Here is a 16,347-nt window from a genome sequence, read left to right on the forward strand (position 1 = left end):
CGCCTCGAACCTCGTCTCGTCCAGCCGAACTTACATGTAGGGGTACATCGGGAAACGGTCGGTGATCGCGACGACCTTGTCGCGTACGCCCGCTTCCACGGCGGCATTGCCCTCGTCCGAATTGGCAACCTTGAGGCCATCGAGAACCTCGATGATCAGGTTGCCGATTTCGGTGAATTCGGCTTCCTTGAAGCCGCGCGTGGTGCCAGCCGGCGTGCCGAGGCGGATACCGGAGGTGACGAACGGCTTTTCAGGATCGAACGGAATGCCGTTCTTGTTGCAAGTGATGTAGCCGCGGCCAAGGGCGGCTTCCGCGCGCTTTCCGGTCGCGTTCTTCTTGCGCAGGTCGACCAGCATCAGGTGGTTGTCCGTGCCGCCAGAGACGATATCGAGGCCGCCGGCCTTCAGCGTTTCCGAGAGTGCCTTGGCGTTCTTGACGATCTGGGCTGCGTAGTCCTTGAACTCAGGCTGCAGTGCCTCGCCGAAGGCGACGGCCTTGGCGGCGATGATGTGCATCAGCGGGCCACCCTGGAGGCCGGGGAACACGGCCGAGTTCACCTTCTTGGCGATATCCTCGTCGTTGGTCATGATCACGCCGCCGCGCGGGCCACGCAGCGACTTGTGCGTCGTGGTGGTGGCAACGTGGCAATGCGGGATGGGCGACGGATGCTGGCCACCGGCAACAAGGCCGGCGATATGCGCCATGTCGACCATGAGGTAGGCGCCAACGGAGTCGGCGATCTCGCGGAAACGCTTCCAGTCCCAGATGCGGGAATAGGCGGTGCCACCGGCGATGATGAGCTTCGGCTTGTGTTCTTCGGCCTTGCGGGCGACTTCATCCATGTCGAGCAGGTTGTCGCCTTCACGCACGCCGTAGGACACGACGTTGAACCACTTGCCGGACATGTTGACAGGCGAACCGTGGGTCAGGTGCCCCCCGGAATTGAGGTCGAGGCCCATGAAGGTGTCGCCCGGCTGCAGGAGCGCCAGGAAGACCGCCTGGTTCATCTGCGAACCGGAGTTGGGCTGCACGTTGACGAAATCGACGCCGAACAGCTTCTTGGCGCGCTCGATCGCCAGTTCCTCGGCGATGTCAACGAACTGGCAGCCGCCGTAATACCGCTTGCCCGGGTAACCTTCCGCATACTTGTTGGTCATGATCGACCCCTGCGCTTCCAGCACCGCGCGGGACACGATGTTTTCAGAAGCGATCAGTTCGATCTCATGACGCTGGCGACCCAGTTCCTTCTCGATCGCGCCGAAAATGTCCGGATCGGACTCGGCAAGCGGGCGGGAAAAGAAGGCGTTGGTGTTCGACATGTGCAGGGCTCCTCAAGGGCGTAGCATGGGGTGTGCATGCGATGTCGCGTCTTAGCGTTCCGCCACTTGCAGGGCAATACACGCAGCGACATTTGAAGGCTTGAAGACGCGGGGTAAGCGAGAAATGCGAAGGCCGCGCATCTGGTGATGCGCGGCCTTCGATATAGTCGATCCGAACTTATTGCGGCAGGAGGTCTTCGTCCGGCGAACCGGCGGGACGCTCGATGCCGGTGGTGGTCTGCAGCGCCAGTTCCTGGTTGCCGTCCATCTGGTAGATGTCGTCGCGGAACTGCACGACACGGTCCTTGGCGGACCAGGCCGTGATGTAGACGATGTAGACCGGCACTTCCTGGGCAAGCTTGATCGGCGTGTTCTGGCGCGCGGCAATGACGCGTTCGATTTCCTGGCGCGACCAGCCGGGCGTATCGCGCAGCAGCCAGGTCGTCAGGTCGCGCACGTTCTGGACGCGCATGCAGCCCGACGACTCAAAACGCATCAGCTTGTTGAACAGGCCCTGCTGGGGCGTGTCGTGCATGTATTCGTTGTTCGGGTTGTGGAAGTTGATCTTCGTCGAGGACATCGCGTTGATCTTGCCCGGGTCCTGGCGGAACATCAGGTTCGGGGCCTTCGGCGCGTGCCAGTCAATCGATTCCGGCGAAACCTCGTTGCCGCGACCGTCGATCAGACGGATGTTGTTGCGCGCCAGATAGGTCGGATCCTTGCGCATCAGCGGCACGATGTCCTTTTCGACGATCGAGCGCGGCGCGGTCCAGTACGGGTTCAGGATGACTTCGTAGATCTTCGAGTTGATCGTGTGGGTCGGGCGGTCGATACGGCCAACGACAGCGGCAGTGCGCAGCGCAACGCGCGAGTTCTCGACGGCCTCGATATAGGCGGCCGGGATGTTGACCATCACGTAACGGGGACCGAGGTCACCAGACATCGACTGCAAGCGAACGAGGTTCGTTTCGAGCTGGCGAAGGCGCACATTGGCGGCGATGTTCATCGCCTTGATCGTGTACTCGCCCATCACGCCATCCGCCGGCAGGCCGTGGCGCGCCTGGAAGCGCTTCACCGCGCCATCGACATAAGAGTCGAAGGCGGACGACATGCCAACCTCGCGCGGCAGGTCACCGGAAATCATCAGGCGCTGGCGAAGCTGCTGGACGGAAGGATCAACCACGCCAAGCCGCAGCCGCTGGCCCGGATTGACTTCCGGCCAGCCGCCATTGGCGACGATCTGCTGGTAGTCCATGATGGCCTGCTGGATATTGGCAGGACCCTGCGGACCAAGAACCGGGTTGTTGGACGTGACGTAAACCGCGGTGCGCGATGCGGTCCTTGCATCGAACTGGTCATCCCAGGTGCCGCGACGCGGCGCGCTGATCACGTCATCCATGGCATTCTGGGCTAGCGCAGGTGCGGCAAGGGCGGCAGCCCCTGCAGAAACCGCCGAACGCAGCAAGGCGCGACGGGAAATAAAGTCAGGTCCGGTCTTCTTCGACATCACAATATCCGTCTGGTCCCAAGCATCTGAAGATGACGCCTACAGGGATATGGTTAATAACGCGCTAGGGAATGCCCCACCGGCCATCGTTTTCGCCGTCTTCGCGATCTTGTGAAGAGCGGCAATGGCCGGAATTCGTTCTCGCCGGTCCCATAGCAATATGGCCAATTCGTGTCAGGTGCATCCGCGTCACGAAGCCGTGTTAAGCCGTTATGACCGATCTCCGCTGGCGCCTTCGCCACCAGCTTCATGCAAGCAGCGTTTGATACCTCGTTGCGCAATCAACTAAACGGGGAACTGCATGCACTGGCAATCGACTTCTGAACTGGCACCAGGCAGGCTCGCCTTCCTGCGGTTCGACCAGTTGGCACCAGTGGGCAATGGGTCGGATATGTTGACGAGAACGGGGTGTGCGAATGGCCGGACAAGGTTCGTGGCCTGCGCCCATCGGGCTGGCAGGCGGTTGCCGTCGACCCGGATCTCTTGAAGCCTCAGGACAACTAAAGCCAAACGCTGAAACGGGCGTAACGAGGCACATCGCTATGCCTCGTTGCGCCCGTGCGCGTCACTTCATGACTGGAGGTGCTCTGAGTGTCCGCAAGCCTTTAGTGGATTAAAGGCGGTACATGATCGAGTCGTTCCAGAAGCGGTCGAGGCGCTGCAGGAGCTTGTTCATCTGGGTGAATTCGCTTTCGCCGATGCCGCCGACCTTTTCGATCGAGCCGATGTGGCGCTCGTAGAGCTTGGCAACGGTTTCTGCGACTTCCTGGCCGGCAGGGGTCAGGCTGATGCGAACCGAGCGACGGTCGATGCGCGAACGCTGGTGGTTGATGAAGCCAAGGTCGACCAGTTTCTTGACGTTGTAGGAAACGTTCGAGCCGAGGTAATAACCACGCGAGCGAAGTTCGCCGGCGGTCAGTTCAGAATTGCCGATATTGAAGAGAAGAAGAGCCTGGACAGCGTTGACGTCGTCGCGGCCCTGACGGTCGAATTCGTCCTTGATCACATCGAGAAGACGACGGTGCAGACGCTCGACCAGATGCAGTGACTCGAGGTAGAGTGCACGAACGGTTGCTTCCTGGGTATCTGCTACTGCCGGTGCCGCCTGCGGCTTCAGTTTCGTGTTCATCATGACTGCCTCACTCTGTTTTGTTTGGCGGTGTTTGTTTTCTTCCCGCCTTGAGACAGACCCTAAGCAATACGCATAAAATTCGACTTAAAACACACGCTTAACAACAGGTTAACGCACAAGCCCCCCCTGCCCCGGCCCGACCGACCCCAAGCGACGGCAAATTACACCATCAACAATATCAATGACTTGAAGCGAAAATTGTGGCCAAAAACGGCCGTCAAAGCTTTAAGGTCAGGGTAAATCAATCCTTACCCGCTCCGCCTTTCGGCGGGCTTCGAGCCACAGCGAGAGGCGAAACACGATGTAAAGGGCGGCCACCAGCCCATGCAGAAGCGGCACGACATGGTTGGGGCCGAAGATCTCCGGCCAAACGGAATACATCAGGATCTGCGAGACGGCGGCGATGGTCCAGAGAACCGGCCCCCAGGAGACCGTGAGCCACAACCCGAGCGAGGCGACGGGAAACAGAACCGCCAGCGCAGAAGCTGCGACTTTCCATGGCAGCACCAGGAGATCGAAGCGGGCCATCCCGTTCAGCGAATAACCCACCAGCATCGCCCAATATTGCAGGCCGAACCAGAAACAGGCGATCGCCACCATCCGCAGGAAGATGACATAGAGTATCTCAGTCAGGGTACGCTTGGGTACTGCGGGTGAATCAGGCTCCATGCGGGCAACATAGTGCCCAGTTCCGGCATGCGCCAGCGCCCTCGGTGTGTCATCCCGGGATGATGCGGCAAGACGTCCATTCATAAACAGCCTGCACCATGATAAGACCCGCCGCACTATTTCAAGGAATGGAGCGCAGCCATGGACAAGACGCATCTGGTCGACGAGGTAACCGGCCATCGCCGCATGCGACGCAACCGCAAGGCGGACTGGACGCGCCGCATGGTGCAGGAAAACCGCCTGACCGTGGACGACCTGATCTGGCCGATCTTCCTTGTTCCCGGTACCGGCATCGTCGATCCGATCGCTGCCATGCCGGGCATCAGCCGCATGAGCGTCGACAAGGCGGTGGAAGCCGTCAAGGAAGCAGCCGACCTCGGCATTCCCGCAATCGCTACCTTTCCCGACATCGAAATGGAGCTGCGTGACGAGACCGGCTCGAACAGCCTTGTCGCCGACAACCTGATCAACCAGGCGACGGCCGCGATCAAGAAGGCCGTGCCGAACATCGGTATCATCACCGATGTCGCACTCGATCCGTTCACCAGCCACGGCCATGACGGCATCCTGCGCGATGGCGTCATCCTGAACGACGAGACGGTTGACCAGGTCGTCCGGGCGGCGGTCATGCAGGCCGACGCAGGTTCCGACATCATTGCACCGTCGGAAATGATGGATGGCCGCATTGGCGCCATTCGCCGCGGACTTGATGCCGCCGGGCACCAGGACGTCGGCATCATGTCTTATGCGACGAAGTTCTCGTCGGGCTTCTATGGTCCCTATCGCGAGGCAATCAATACGAGCGGCCTGCTGAAGGGCGACAAGAACAGCTATTACATTTCGCCGGCCAACGGCACCGAAGCGCTACGGGACGCGGCCCTCGATGTCGAGGAAGGTGCCGACATGCTGATGGTGAAGCCCGGCCTTGCCTATCTCGACATCTGTTGGCGCATCAAGGAGGCTTTCGGCCTGCCGACCTATGCCTATCAGGTCTCCGGCGAATACAGCCAGATCAAGGCCGCCGCGATGAACGGCTGGATCGACGGCGACCGGATCATGATGGAGACGCTTCTCTGTTTCAAGCGCGCCGGCTGCGACGGGATCCTCACCTACTTCGCAATGGACGTGGCCCGCAAGCTCGCCAGAAACGGCTGATCTTGTGGTGGAACATCCCCGACACCATATTCTGAGGTGACGAACAGGAGAACACCGAGGATGAGCATCGACCGCAACCCAGCCTTTGCCGCACCAGACGACTGGCGCGCCTATAGCGGCGTCCTGTCGCGCCGGATGTTGGCGTTCCTTGTCGACTACCTGTTCATCCTGCTGCTCTGCATTCCGGCAGCGGTGGTGGTGTTCTTCCTGGGAATCATCACGCTGGGCCTCGGCTTCATGCTTTACCCGGTGCTGTTCGTGGTGGTGGCGCTGCTCTACTTCGGCCTCACCCTCGGCGGACCGAACCAAGCTTCGCCCGGCATGCGCATGGCCGGCATTGCCATGGCCCGGATTGACGGACGGCGCATCGACTTCCTGACGGCGATCGCACATACGGTGATCTTCTGGATCATCAACTCGGTGCTGACCCCACTCGTGCTTCTGGCCGGCCTCTTCATCGAGCGTTCGCGCCTCGTGCACGACCTGCTGCTCGGCACCGTTGTCGTTCGCACAAGCTGAGCGACAACACACTGCCACACGTCATCCAACCGTGTTCCGTCTGACGGCGGCACACGGTTGACGTTTTTTGTTTATACGCCATGCTATGACATTCACATGTAACGACCGGATTTCCGCGCCGCAATGAACACCCAGGCAACGCCCTCACCGCAGTTTTATCTGACGGCCCCGGCAGTGTGTCCCTATCTTCAAGGCGAGATGGAGCGGAAGGTTTTTACCCATCTCGTCGGGCCACGCGCGGCCGAGATGAATGATCTCCTGACCCAAGGCGGTTTCAGGCGCTCCCAGAACATTGCCTATCGCCCGGCCTGCGAAGCCTGCCGCGCCTGCATTTCGGTGCGCATCCTCGCCAACGAGTTCCAGCCGGCCCGCTCGATGAAGCGCGTCATGGCGATCAACCGCGACCTCGTCTCCAACGTCTTTCCGCCACAACCCTCAACCGAGCAGTTCTCGCTGTTTCGCCGCTACCTGGACAGTCGCCACCAGCGCGGTGGCATGTCGGACATGTCGGCGCTCGACTACGCGATCATGGTCGAAGACACCCATGTGAACACGCGCCTCATCGAGTACCGCAAGCGCGAACCCGGCGCCGGCATCAGCGCCGAGGCCAAGGGTGAACTCCTGGCCGTGGCGCTCACCGACGTGATGAGCGACGGCCTTTCGATGGTCTATTCGTTCTTCAATCCGGAGGCCGAGAAGCGGTCGCTCGGTACCTACATGATCCTCGACCACATACAGCGCACCCAAACACTCGGGCTGCCGCATGTCTACCTTGGCTACTGGGTCAAAGGCTCGCCGAAGATGGGTTACAAGACGCGCTTCCAGCCGCAGGAGCACCTGACACCGCGCGGCTGGGAACGCTTCGTTGAGGAGTACGAGGGTTAAACTCGGCTGCCGTTGACATGCCAGTGCACTAACCTAATGTTATAACACTGTTGCAACATGAGGTTCGGTCATGAACACCACCATCCGCAAGATCGGCAACTCCGAAGGCATTATCATCCCGAAGGAAGTCCTGGACCGCATGGGTCTCAAGGCCGGTGATACCGTCGAGATCCGCGTTGAAGATGGCAATATTGCGCTAGTGCCGGAGCAAGATGACCTTGCAGAGCAGTTGAAGGCAGCTCGTATTGGCATGGAAAAATACCGGGTTGCGCTGCGCGAGCTTGCCAAGTGACAGCTCTCAAATGGCTTACGCGGCGAGCCATCGAGGCTATTCATGAAGAGCAAATCGAGGAACATGGCGGGTTGCCGGGCCTCAAGGACGAGAATGCGTTGGAGGCCTCCCTCGCGCGTCCGCTGCACAAGAACGCCTACGGCGAAGACGACCTTTTTCCGCTAGCCTCTGCCTACCTTTACGGCTTTGCGCGAAACCATCCATTCCATGACGGCAACAAACGCACTGCGTATCTCGCCGCCTTCACCTTCCTGTTCATCAACGGCTACCTAATTGAAGCGACACAGGCTCAGGTCATCGAGTTCGTGCTCGCTGTCTCCGCCGGCGCGATCGACGAGGACGGTGCTACGCGTTTTCTCCGTGATCACACCGTCCCCCTCAACTAATCACCCGGCAAACTTGCCGCTGCGCGGAAAGCCCTTCGGTACGAGCCGACCGGCGGTGGCGCGGTCGCCGATCCACTCCAGGAGCTCATCCTTGTTGCGCGTGAAGGCGCGGCCAGCACTGTCTTCCCAGGACAAGCCGCTCGCCATCTCGAAGCACTTGATGTCGGAGACGCCGCCGTCCTTGTAGCGCTGCAGGCGTACGCCCTTGCCGCGCGTCATCTCGGGAAGCTGCGCCAGCGGGAAGACCAGCATCTTGCGGTTCTCGCCGACCACCGCGACATGATCGCCAGACACGGGCACGAGCAGCTTCGTCTCGTCCGGCATCGAGACGTTCATGATCTGCTTGCCCTTGCGGGTGTTCGCGACCATTTCACTTTCGGCGACAATGAAGCCGTTGCCCGCCACCGAAGCAATGATCAGCTTGCGCGACGGGTCATGCACGAAGGCGGTGAGGATATCCTGGTCGTTTTCCATGTCGACCATGATGCGGATCGGTTCGCCATGACCGCGCCCGCCCGGCAGCTTATCGGCCCCGAGCGTGTAGGCCTTGCCGCCCGTCGTCACCAGCAGCAGCTTGTCGGTGGTTTGCGTCGGGAAGGCGATCTTGAGGCTGTCGCCTTCCTTGAAGCTCAGGCTCGTCGTGTCCGAGATGTGCCCCTTCAACGCCCGGATCCAGCCCTTCTGCGAAACGACAACAGTGATCGGTTCCTTCTCGATCATCGCCTGATTGATCGCGTCGATGTCGGCTTCCGGTGCATCGGCAAAGGTCGTCAGGCGCGCGTAGGGCTTGCCCTTGCCCTTGGCGAAGTTCTTGCGAACGTCCTGGATCTCGTGCTCGATGACCTTCCACTGCTTGGCTTCCGACGCCAGCAGGGCTTCGATCTCTGCCTTTTCCTTCGTCAGGTTGTCGTGCTCGGTGCGGATCTCGAACTCTTCGAGTTTGCGCAAGGCGCGCAGACGCATGTTGAGGATCGCTTCGGCCTGGATGTCGGTGAGCGACCAGCGCGCCATCATCACGGGCTTGGGCTCGTCTTCCTCGCGGATGATCCGGATCACCTCGTCGATGTTGAGGTAGGCAACGAGCAGGCCGCCGAGGATTTCGAGGCGTCGCTCGATCGCGGCAAGCCGGAAGCGCGAGCGGCGGCCCAGCACGTCGCGGCGGTGGCCGAGCCATTCCGACAGCACCTCGTTCAGCGCCATCACCTTGGGCACGCGGCCCATTGACAGCACGTTCATGTTGAGCGGCAGGCGCGTCTCAAGCTCGGACAGCTTGAAGAGCGATTCCATCAGCAGGGTCGCATCGACCGTGCGGCTCTTCGGCACCAGCACGATGCGCACGTCTTCCGCCGACTCATCGCGGATGTCTTCGAGAAGCGGCAGCTTGCGCGCGATCAGCAGCTCGGCGATCTTCTCGATCAGGCGCGACTTCTGCACCTGGAACGGAATTTCAGTGATGACGATCTGGTAGCCGCCGCGGCCGAGATCCTCGATCTCCCAGCGCGCCCGCACGCGGAAGCCGCCACGGCCGGTCTTGTAGGCTTCGATGATCGCCTCGCGGCTGTCGATGATGATGCCGCCGGTCGGCAGGTCCGGCCCCTCGATGCCGCCCTTGGCCGGATCGGCAGGATCCGCCATCAGGTCCTCGACCGTCGCCTGCGGGTTCTTGATCAACCGCAGCGCCGCGTCGCACAGCTCATGCACGTTGTGCGGCGGGATCGAAGTCGCCATGCCGACGGCAATGCCGGAGGTGCCATTGGCGAGCAGGTTCGGGAACGCGCCCGGCAGGACCGTCGGCTCCGAATTCGACTCGTCATAGGTATCGCGAAAATCCACCGCATCCTGGTCGATGCCCTCGAGCAGCAGTTCAGATACCGCTGTCATCTTGGATTCGGTGTAACGCATGGCGGCAGGGCTATCGCCATCGATATTGCCGAAATTGCCCTGACCGTTGACGAGCGGGTAGCGCTGCGAGAAGTCCTGCGCCAGGCGCGCCAGCGCGTCATAGATCGACTGGTCGCCGTGCGGATGGTAGTTACCCATCACTTCACCGACGATCTTCGCGCATTTGCGGAACGCCGAGTTCGGCCGCAACCCCATCTCGCTCATCGCGTAGACGATACGGCGATGAACCGGCTTCAGACCGTCGCGAACATCCGGAAGCGCCCGGTGCATGATGGTGGAAAGGGCGTAGGCAAGATAGCGCTCTTCAAGCGCAGCTTTCAGATCGACCGGCAGAATGTTGTCGCCGCCATCGCCCGAAGGTGGTGTCAGATTTTTTCCCATGCCCCTTGACTAGACGAAACCCCGATTCTCGGCAAGAAAACCCGTACAGCACGCTGTGGATGAGGCGGCTTTCGGGCTTGCAAGAAATCGTTTACGAAATCTCGCGTCGTCTGCTTTGCGACGCCGGATGCGCGCAGCAGGTCCGCTTATCCCCATGGACGTTTTTGTGGCCCGGCCTATAAATTCGACGACCCATTTCAACCTTGAGCGGGCGCACCCGCAGGAGACGACCCGATGCTTTACCTGACCAAGGCCAAGTTACTGCTTGCCGGTGCGGCGCTCACCGCGCTTGCCGGCCCTGCCCTCGCCCTTGACGGCAATGATCTCGTGGCAAAGCTCAATGGCGCGCTCGCCATCAAGGGCAGCTCCGGTTTCACCGCGGGCTCGATCAATGTCAGCGGCTCGGATGTCATCGCAGCCGATGCCAAGATCGTTACCGATGACGCGAAACAGAACATTCCGCTCGGCACGGTGAAGTTCGAGGGCGTGGAAGAAGACGGCGGCGGCTACACGGTCGGCAAGGTCCTCTTCGACAACGTCAACGTCACGCAGGACAAGTCGTCGATCACGGCCTCCGACATCTCGATCACCAATCTCTCCATTCCGGCCGACCCGAACGGAAACGACCTCAGATCGGTGCTGCTTTATGACGAGGCAACCGTCGGTAGGATCGTCGGCACGGTTGAAGGCAAGCAGGCATTCTCCGTCGACCGGACAACCGTCACCACCGAACTCGCCGACGATAATTCCTCCGTCGACTTCGATGTGAAAGTGGCAGGCGTCAAGGCGGATCTCGGCCTTGTGGATGAACCGCAGGCGAAGGACACGATCCAGCAGCTCGGCCTGACGTCGCTGGACGGATCGATGATGATCGAAGGCAGCTGGAGCGTCGGCGACGGTACGCTCGACCTGACGGAATACGCACTCGACTTCAAGGATGTCGGACGGCTCTCGATGTCGTTCTCGCTGACCGGTTATACGCTCGACTTCATCAAGTCGCTCAACGAGACGACGCAGGCGATGGCAGAGAACCCGTCGAATGAACAGGCACAGCAGGCGGCAGGGCTTGCCATGCTCGGGCTGATGCAGCGCCTCACCTTCAACAGCGCCGAAATCCGGTTCGAGGACGCCGGCATCACCAAGCGCGGGATCGATTACGCTGCCAAGAAGCAGAACACCGACGCCACTCAACTGACGCAGATGCTGAAGGGCATGACACCGTTCATGCTGGCACAGTTCAACGTGCCGGAGCTGCAGAACATGGTGACGGAAGCGGTCAACACCTATCTCGACAAGCCCGGCAGCTTCACGATCAGCGCCGAGCCGGAAAATGCGGTGCCGTTCCCGATGATTGTCGGTGCGGCCATGGGCGCGCCGAACACGCTGCCGAAGGTGCTCGGCGTTACGGTCACCGCCAACGACTGAGCATTCTCGCAGATCATGAAAAAAAGCCGCGACGGAAACGCCGCGGCTTTTTTTGTCACTAGTGGCCGGCGGAGGCCGTCAGCGATGCATGTTCCTTGTCGTGCAAGGCGAAGCGGTCGATCATGCCGGCACTCGCCTCGTTGACGCCGCGGACGGTGACGGCAACGCCACGGCGGCGGAACTTCAGCACGATGTTGTCCAGCGCGCCGACTGCCGAGATATCCCAGAGATGCGCACCGCTGACGTCGATCACGACCTGCTTCACCGGCTCGTCGAAATCGAAGGCCTTGAGCAGGCTTTCGGTCGAAGCAAAGAAGATCTGGCCATCGACATGGTAGACGCGCGTCGCGCCGTCCTCTCCCACCTCCGATCGGACCTGGAAGAGCTTCGCAACCTTGCCTGCAAAGAAGATGCCGGACAGGAGCACGCCCACCAGCACGCCCTTCGACAAGTCGTGCGTTGCGAGGACGGTGAAGACGGTTGCGAGCATCACGACCGAGGAGGTCCTGGGGTTGGTGCGCAGTTCGATGAGGGACTTCCACGAGAAGGTGCCGATCGACACCATGATCATGATCGCCACCAGCGCCGCGACCGGTACGATGCGCAGCACGTCGTCGAGCACGAGCAGCAGGATCAGCAGGAATGCACCGGCCGTGAAGGTCGACAGCCGCCCGCGCCCACCGGAGGTGACGTTGATGACGGACTGGCCGATCATCGCGCATCCACCCATGCCGCCGAACAGGCCTGAGACGATGTTACCGGTGCCCTGCCCGACGCATTCCTGGCTCTTGTTGCTGGTCGTGTCGGTCATGTCATCGATGATCTGGGCTGTCAGCAGCGATTCCAGGAGCCCGACGGCGGCGAGCGCCAACGAATACGGGAAGATGATTTGAAGCGCTTCCCATGTCAGCGGCACCATCGGCCAGGCGAAAACCGGCAGCGAGGTCGGCATCTCTCCGAGGTCCGAGACGGTTGGGACCTGCAGGTTGAAGGCGACGGCAATCACCGTCACCACGACGATCGCAACCAGCGGAGACGGTACGACCTTGGTCACCCGCGGGAAAAGGTAGATCACCAGCAACGCGACACCGATCAGGAGGTAGGTCACCTCCGGCACGTTGATGAGTTGCGGCAGTTGCGCCATGAAGATCAGGATGGCAAGCGAGTTGACGAAGCCCGTCATTACCGAGCGGGACACGAAACGCATCAGCCGGCCGAGCTTCAGGAAGCCGGCGATGATCTGCAGCACGCCCATCAGGATCGTTGCCGCAAACAAGTATTCGATGCCATGGTCGCGCACCAGTGGTGCCATGAGCACTGCGGTGGCTGCCGTTGCCGCCGAAATCATCGCAGGACGACCGCCGGTAATGGCGGTAACGCAAGCGATTGCGACGGACGCGAACAACCCAAGCTTCGGGTCGACACCGGCGATCACCGAAAAGCCGACCGCTTCGGGGATCAGCGCCAGCGCCACGACGATGCCGGACAGGATATCGCCGCGAATGTTGGAGAACCATTCACGGCGGTAGGTGGACAGTTTGTTCATGAGCTAGAGATCGCAAAAGGAAGCGCATCGCCGGGAGCCATCCAGGTGTTGCTGCAACTTTGATGAAGCGGCTGATGCTTTGCGTTGTCCGGCGGATCGGCGGCCGGAAGAGCCACCCGGGAGTTTCACCCGAGTCCATGTGATGGCGCGTACATATCGGCGCGGTCCGTCCATTGCAACATCACAAGCAAAAAGCCCCGGCAGCAGGGCGGCCAGGGCTTCTTGATATCGGCAGCTCGGTTGATGCTATTCGAGCACCTGGACAACCGTGCGGGTCTGCGGATTGACGATCACGCGGCGGTCGTTGACGACCGTGTAGGCGTAATCCGGCTGTTCCTGGATGGTGTGAACTTCCACCGTATCCGGCAGTGCCGTACCAACAGCGATCGTGCCTTCATAGGCAACCGATGGCACGCTCTGCTCCATGACATAGGTGCGGACTTCGCCCGGCACCACGACGGTCGAGTTGGTGACGGCCGGATCCTGGGTGGTGATGACCGTCGTTTGGGCATAGGCAGCGCCCGAAAGGGCCATCATGACCGCGGAAGCGGCGAGCAAAGTCTTACGCATCTTGGTTCTCCTGTGCTTTTGCTGTCATAACAACACGAGCGTCGAAACTTGGTTCCGCTCTCCCATGACTGATCCCGCGGCAATCTACCCTGCTCGGACCATGATGCCTTGACGCCGTGGAGCCATGCGGCGAAAACGGGACCGCGGTTGCCCCCGCCATCTTTATTGCCGCTGTAATTGAGAAGGTCTCGCTTTCATGCTCTCTTGGCTCGCCGCGGAAACGCATACAATCGAAGCCGTAGAGCCCGCAAAAAAGCGGCTGGAGCCAGCGCGCCCCTCCTATTACTCCGGCAAGCCCGGCAACCAGTTGCAGCGGCTGTTGACAGCGCGGCGCGATTTCCTGTCCATCTGGCGCCAGAACGATTATTCGGCTCGCATCTCGCAGATCTCGCTGATGGGCCGCCAGGTGGTGGTGGTGAATTCCCCCGAGGCGATCAAGTACGTGGTCGCCACGCGCCACGAGAATTTCGAGCGCAAGTCACCCCAGATGCGGCGTTCGCTGGAGTACCTGCTGGGCGACGGGTTGTTCATCTCCGATGGTGAGACCTGGAAGCAGCGCCGGCCGCTGGTGTCGGATATCGTCCACAAGCACCGGGTGCCCGCCTTCGGCGACATCATGAAGAACACCTCGCTCGAGCTCGTCGAGCGGTGGACGAAACTCGGGGAAGGCGCGCAGGTGAACGCGCTTTACGAGATGGCTGGCCTCACCGCCGAAATCATCTCGCGCAGCGTCTTCGGCAACGACCTCGGCGAAGAAAGCGCCGGCATGGTGACGGATGGCTTCACGAGCTACCAGGCGCTGATCGATTCCATCAATATCGGCTATTTCCTCGGCTTCGACGAAGGCCTGCCACAGTTGCGTACCCCTTCCCTGAAGCGTTCGGTGAAGCGCATCCATACGATCATCGACCGGGTGATCGAGGACCACCTGGCCGGCCGCGGCGACGACCATTCCATGGTGGAGCTCCTGATCCGCCGCCAGCAGCGCAACCCCGAGCTCAAGCTCGATGTCGTCGCACTGCGCAACGAGGCCGCCACGATCTTCATGGCCGGGCACGAAACCACGGCGGCGACGCTCACCTGGGCGTGGTATCTCCTGTCCAAGGCGCCATGGGTCGAGGACGCGATCCACGCGGAGATCGAGGAGGTCTGCGGCGGCAATGTGCCGGATGTCGCCGACGTGCCCAAGCTGAAATGGTGCACGGCGGTCATCGAGGAGACCTTGCGGCTTTACCCTCCGGTGCCGATCCTGGCGCGGCAGGCCAAGGAAGCCGACCGCATCGGTGATCTCGATGTTAAACCCGCCTCGCTTATCATGATCGTGCCCTGGCTGCTGCATCGCACAGCCTCGCTCTTTCCCGATCCGCACCTGTTCAAGCCGGAACGATTCCTCGAAAAGCGCCCGACGCCATACAGCTATATTCCATTTGCTAGCGGTCCACGCATCTGCCCCGGTTTGCAGTTCGGGCTCACCGAAGCCATCCTCTGCCTTGCGGTGCTGGCGCAGCGGTTCAAGCTTCGTGTTCCGGCGAACCATCAGGTCGAGGCGGCCTGCCGGCTGACGCTTCGCCCGCGCGGCGGCCTGCCCATCACGCTGCATCCGCGGTGAGGCATCCATGACCGAGCACCGCATGCCGGAAACAGCACTCCGAAAACGCAAGGCCTGGCGGTTTGCGGCACCCGAGGCGCCGCCACTCAGCCACCTCTTCGGCACAAGCGACGAGCGCCGGCAGTTCCGCCGCTACTGGCTGACCGGAACCCTCGTCAACGCCATCGACCTGACGGTCCATTTCGGCCTGAAGCTGATGACGATGGACGCCTGCTCCAACTTCGGCGCACGCATCGGCACCTTTGCAATTCCCCGTTTCCACAAGGTCGCCGTCCGTCGCGGACGCGAGACGCTCAAGCGGCTTTTGCCGGAGGCGAGCGAGGTTGAGCGTGACGCGATCCTGCGCAGGAACTGGCAGGCGCAAGGGCGGATTATGACCGAGTTCTCGGTGATCAACCGCCTGCTGAAGAACATGGACCGGATCACGCTGCACGACTTCGACCGTCTGGTGGAGACCGTGCGGTCAGGTCCCACGATCATCGTCGGCATGCATCTCGGCAACTGGGAGATCGGCCCGACCATACTGCATGACGAAGGCATCCGGCCTTACGCCAACTACACACCGCCGAAGGGCCGCGCCAAGGCCTGGATCTCGGCGCGCGTGCGTCAAAAAGGAGGGCTCAATTTCCTGCCGCCCGGTGCGCAAGGCATCCGCCCTTCGGTCAAGGTGCTGAAGGAAGGTGGCGTCATCTCGATGTTCTGCGACGAAGGTGTTGCCGGCAAGATTCGCGGCCCGCTGTTCGGCCGCAAGCCGCATCTGGAAGGCAATCTTGCCGTCGCTGTCAGGCTTGCCCGCATGACCGGCGCGCAGATTGCACCCTGGTACAATGTCCGCGGCGACGGGTTCCGGTTCGATGCCTTCTTCCTGCCGCCCATTGAGCTGCCGCCGGAAGACAAGCCAGGTGCCCGTATCTCGGACGACATCCAGCTCCTCAACGACGTGATCGAGCCCGTCATCCTGAAACACCTGGACCAGTGGTATTTTCTCGACAACGGGCTTCCAGACACCCGCTGACAAACAAAAAGCCCGGCCTGAAGCCGGGCTTTTC

At 61.2% G+C, this 16,347-nt stretch carries 15 protein-coding genes and 1 other annotated feature; of the genes, 8 read left to right on the forward strand and 7 right to left on the reverse strand.

The genetic code is table 11. From position 1 onward, the window contains the following. Positions 1–30 precede the first annotated feature (30 nt). From glyA to M0654_RS16450, 4 genes are all read right to left on the reverse strand, one after another. Positions 31–1,320: a serine hydroxymethyltransferase gene (glyA, locus tag M0654_RS16435; RefSeq protein ID WP_390920552.1), complete on the reverse strand. Its 1,290-nt coding sequence runs from the start codon at positions 1,318–1,320 to the stop codon at positions 31–33. 178 nt (positions 1,321–1,498) lie between these two features. Further along, on the reverse strand, positions 1,499–2,827 hold the full coding sequence (locus tag M0654_RS16440) for a L,D-transpeptidase family protein (protein WP_248684032.1): 1,329 nt from the start codon (positions 2,825–2,827) through the stop codon (positions 1,499–1,501). Between the two features lie 613 nt (positions 2,828–3,440). After that, complete coding sequence (ldtR, locus tag M0654_RS16445) at positions 3,441–3,956, reverse strand: transcriptional regulator LdtR (RefSeq protein WP_118851489.1); 516 nt, start codon at positions 3,954–3,956, stop codon at positions 3,441–3,443. Between the two features lie 234 nt (positions 3,957–4,190). Beyond that, on the reverse strand, positions 4,191–4,628 hold the full coding sequence (locus tag M0654_RS16450) for a DUF6163 family protein (RefSeq protein ID WP_118849200.1): 438 nt from the start codon (positions 4,626–4,628) through the stop codon (positions 4,191–4,193). A 141-nt stretch (positions 4,629–4,769) separates the two neighbouring features. Between M0654_RS16450 and hemB the strand changes: the two genes are divergently transcribed. From hemB to M0654_RS16475, 5 genes are all read left to right on the forward strand, one after another. Beyond that, entirely contained in the window at positions 4,770–5,783 is a 1,014-nt protein-coding gene (gene hemB, locus M0654_RS16455; RefSeq protein WP_248684033.1) for a porphobilinogen synthase, read from the forward strand. Positions 5,784–5,843: 60 nt separating this feature from the next. Then, positions 5,844–6,302 carry an RDD family protein gene (locus M0654_RS16460; protein WP_118849198.1) on the forward strand — a complete coding sequence of 153 codons (459 nt, stop codon included), beginning with the start codon at positions 5,844–5,846 and terminating at the stop codon, positions 6,300–6,302. Between the two features lie 123 nt (positions 6,303–6,425). Further along, positions 6,426–7,187: an arginyltransferase gene (locus M0654_RS16465; RefSeq protein ID WP_248684034.1), complete on the forward strand. Its 762-nt coding sequence runs from the start codon at positions 6,426–6,428 to the stop codon at positions 7,185–7,187. 70 nt (positions 7,188–7,257) lie between these two features. Beyond that, positions 7,258–7,479, forward strand: a complete 222-nt coding sequence (locus M0654_RS16470) for an AbrB/MazE/SpoVT family DNA-binding domain-containing protein (protein ID WP_118849196.1) — start codon at positions 7,258–7,260, stop codon at positions 7,477–7,479. After that, entirely contained in the window at positions 7,476–7,865 is a 390-nt protein-coding gene (locus tag M0654_RS16475) for a type II toxin-antitoxin system death-on-curing family toxin (protein ID WP_248684035.1), read from the forward strand. Before M0654_RS16470 ends, M0654_RS16475 begins: the two co-directional genes overlap by 4 nt. On the opposite strand, the gene parC is transcribed toward M0654_RS16475, so the two are convergent. Continuing rightward, positions 7,866–10,148: a DNA topoisomerase IV subunit A gene (gene parC / locus M0654_RS16480; RefSeq protein WP_248684036.1), complete on the reverse strand. Its 2,283-nt coding sequence runs from the start codon at positions 10,146–10,148 to the stop codon at positions 7,866–7,868. A 234-nt stretch (positions 10,149–10,382) separates the two neighbouring features. On the opposite strand from parC, the gene M0654_RS16485 reads away from it, so the two are divergent. Then, on the forward strand, positions 10,383–11,573 hold the full coding sequence (locus M0654_RS16485; RefSeq protein WP_248684037.1) for a hypothetical protein: 1,191 nt from the start codon (positions 10,383–10,385) through the stop codon (positions 11,571–11,573). 58 nt (positions 11,574–11,631) lie between these two features. Here M0654_RS16485 and M0654_RS16490 read toward each other — a convergent pair whose 3' ends face one another. Continuing rightward, positions 11,632–13,119, reverse strand: coding sequence for a SulP family inorganic anion transporter (locus tag M0654_RS16490; protein ID WP_248684038.1), 1,488 nt, complete (start codon positions 13,117–13,119; stop codon positions 11,632–11,634). Between the two features lie 82 nt (positions 13,120–13,201). Continuing rightward, positions 13,202–13,259: a sequence feature (sul1 is cis-regulatory element that is thought to sense ions involved in sulfur or methionine metabolism; They are found in Alphaproteobacteria), on the reverse strand. A gap of 106 nt (positions 13,260–13,365) precedes the next feature. Next, positions 13,366–13,689, reverse strand: a complete 324-nt coding sequence (locus M0654_RS16495) for a DUF1236 domain-containing protein (RefSeq protein WP_118849191.1) — start codon at positions 13,687–13,689, stop codon at positions 13,366–13,368. 196 nt (positions 13,690–13,885) lie between these two features. Between M0654_RS16495 and M0654_RS16500 the strand changes: the two genes are divergently transcribed. Together M0654_RS16500 and M0654_RS16505 are read left to right on the forward strand one after the other, a co-directional pair. Next, on the forward strand, positions 13,886–15,298 hold the full coding sequence (locus M0654_RS16500; RefSeq protein ID WP_248684039.1) for a cytochrome P450: 1,413 nt from the start codon (positions 13,886–13,888) through the stop codon (positions 15,296–15,298). Positions 15,299–15,305: 7 nt separating this feature from the next. After that, the gene (locus M0654_RS16505; RefSeq protein ID WP_248684040.1) at positions 15,306–16,313 is read left to right on the forward strand and encodes a lysophospholipid acyltransferase family protein; all 1,008 of its coding nucleotides are present in this window, start codon (positions 15,306–15,308) and stop codon (positions 16,311–16,313) included. The last annotated feature ends 34 nt before the right edge of the window (positions 16,314–16,347 follow it).

This window comes from Neorhizobium turbinariae (genome assembly GCF_023223505.1).
Taxonomy (GTDB): domain Bacteria; phylum Pseudomonadota; class Alphaproteobacteria; order Rhizobiales; family Rhizobiaceae; genus Neorhizobium; species Neorhizobium turbinariae.

What these genes read in the sequence shown, in the direction of transcription:
- M0654_RS16460 (WP_118849198.1), top strand. Translation starts at nt 5,844, where the DNA reads ATGAGCATCGACCGCAACCCAGCCTTTGCCGCACCAGACGACTGGCGC.
- parC (WP_248684036.1), bottom strand. Translation starts at nt 10,148, where the DNA reads ATGGGAAAAAATCTGACACCACCTTCGGGCGATGGCGGCGACAACATT.
- M0654_RS16465 (WP_248684034.1), top strand. Translation starts at nt 6,426, where the DNA reads ATGAACACCCAGGCAACGCCCTCACCGCAGTTTTATCTGACGGCCCCG.
- M0654_RS16470 (WP_118849196.1), top strand. Translation starts at nt 7,258, where the DNA reads ATGAACACCACCATCCGCAAGATCGGCAACTCCGAAGGCATTATCATC.
- glyA (WP_390920552.1), bottom strand. Translation starts at nt 1,320, where the DNA reads ATGTCGAACACCAACGCCTTCTTTTCCCGCCCGCTTGCCGAGTCCGAT.
- M0654_RS16450 (WP_118849200.1), bottom strand. Translation starts at nt 4,628, where the DNA reads ATGGAGCCTGATTCACCCGCAGTACCCAAGCGTACCCTGACTGAGATA.
- M0654_RS16485 (WP_248684037.1), top strand. Translation starts at nt 10,383, where the DNA reads ATGCTTTACCTGACCAAGGCCAAGTTACTGCTTGCCGGTGCGGCGCTC.
- M0654_RS16440 (WP_248684032.1), bottom strand. Translation starts at nt 2,827, where the DNA reads ATGTCGAAGAAGACCGGACCTGACTTTATTTCCCGTCGCGCCTTGCTG.
- hemB (WP_248684033.1), top strand. Translation starts at nt 4,770, where the DNA reads ATGGACAAGACGCATCTGGTCGACGAGGTAACCGGCCATCGCCGCATG.
- ldtR (WP_118851489.1), bottom strand. Translation starts at nt 3,956, where the DNA reads ATGAACACGAAACTGAAGCCGCAGGCGGCACCGGCAGTAGCAGATACC.
- M0654_RS16505 (WP_248684040.1), top strand. Translation starts at nt 15,306, where the DNA reads ATGACCGAGCACCGCATGCCGGAAACAGCACTCCGAAAACGCAAGGCC.
- M0654_RS16500 (WP_248684039.1), top strand. Translation starts at nt 13,886, where the DNA reads ATGCTCTCTTGGCTCGCCGCGGAAACGCATACAATCGAAGCCGTAGAG.
- M0654_RS16495 (WP_118849191.1), bottom strand. Translation starts at nt 13,689, where the DNA reads ATGCGTAAGACTTTGCTCGCCGCTTCCGCGGTCATGATGGCCCTTTCG.
- M0654_RS16490 (WP_248684038.1), bottom strand. Translation starts at nt 13,119, where the DNA reads ATGAACAAACTGTCCACCTACCGCCGTGAATGGTTCTCCAACATTCGC.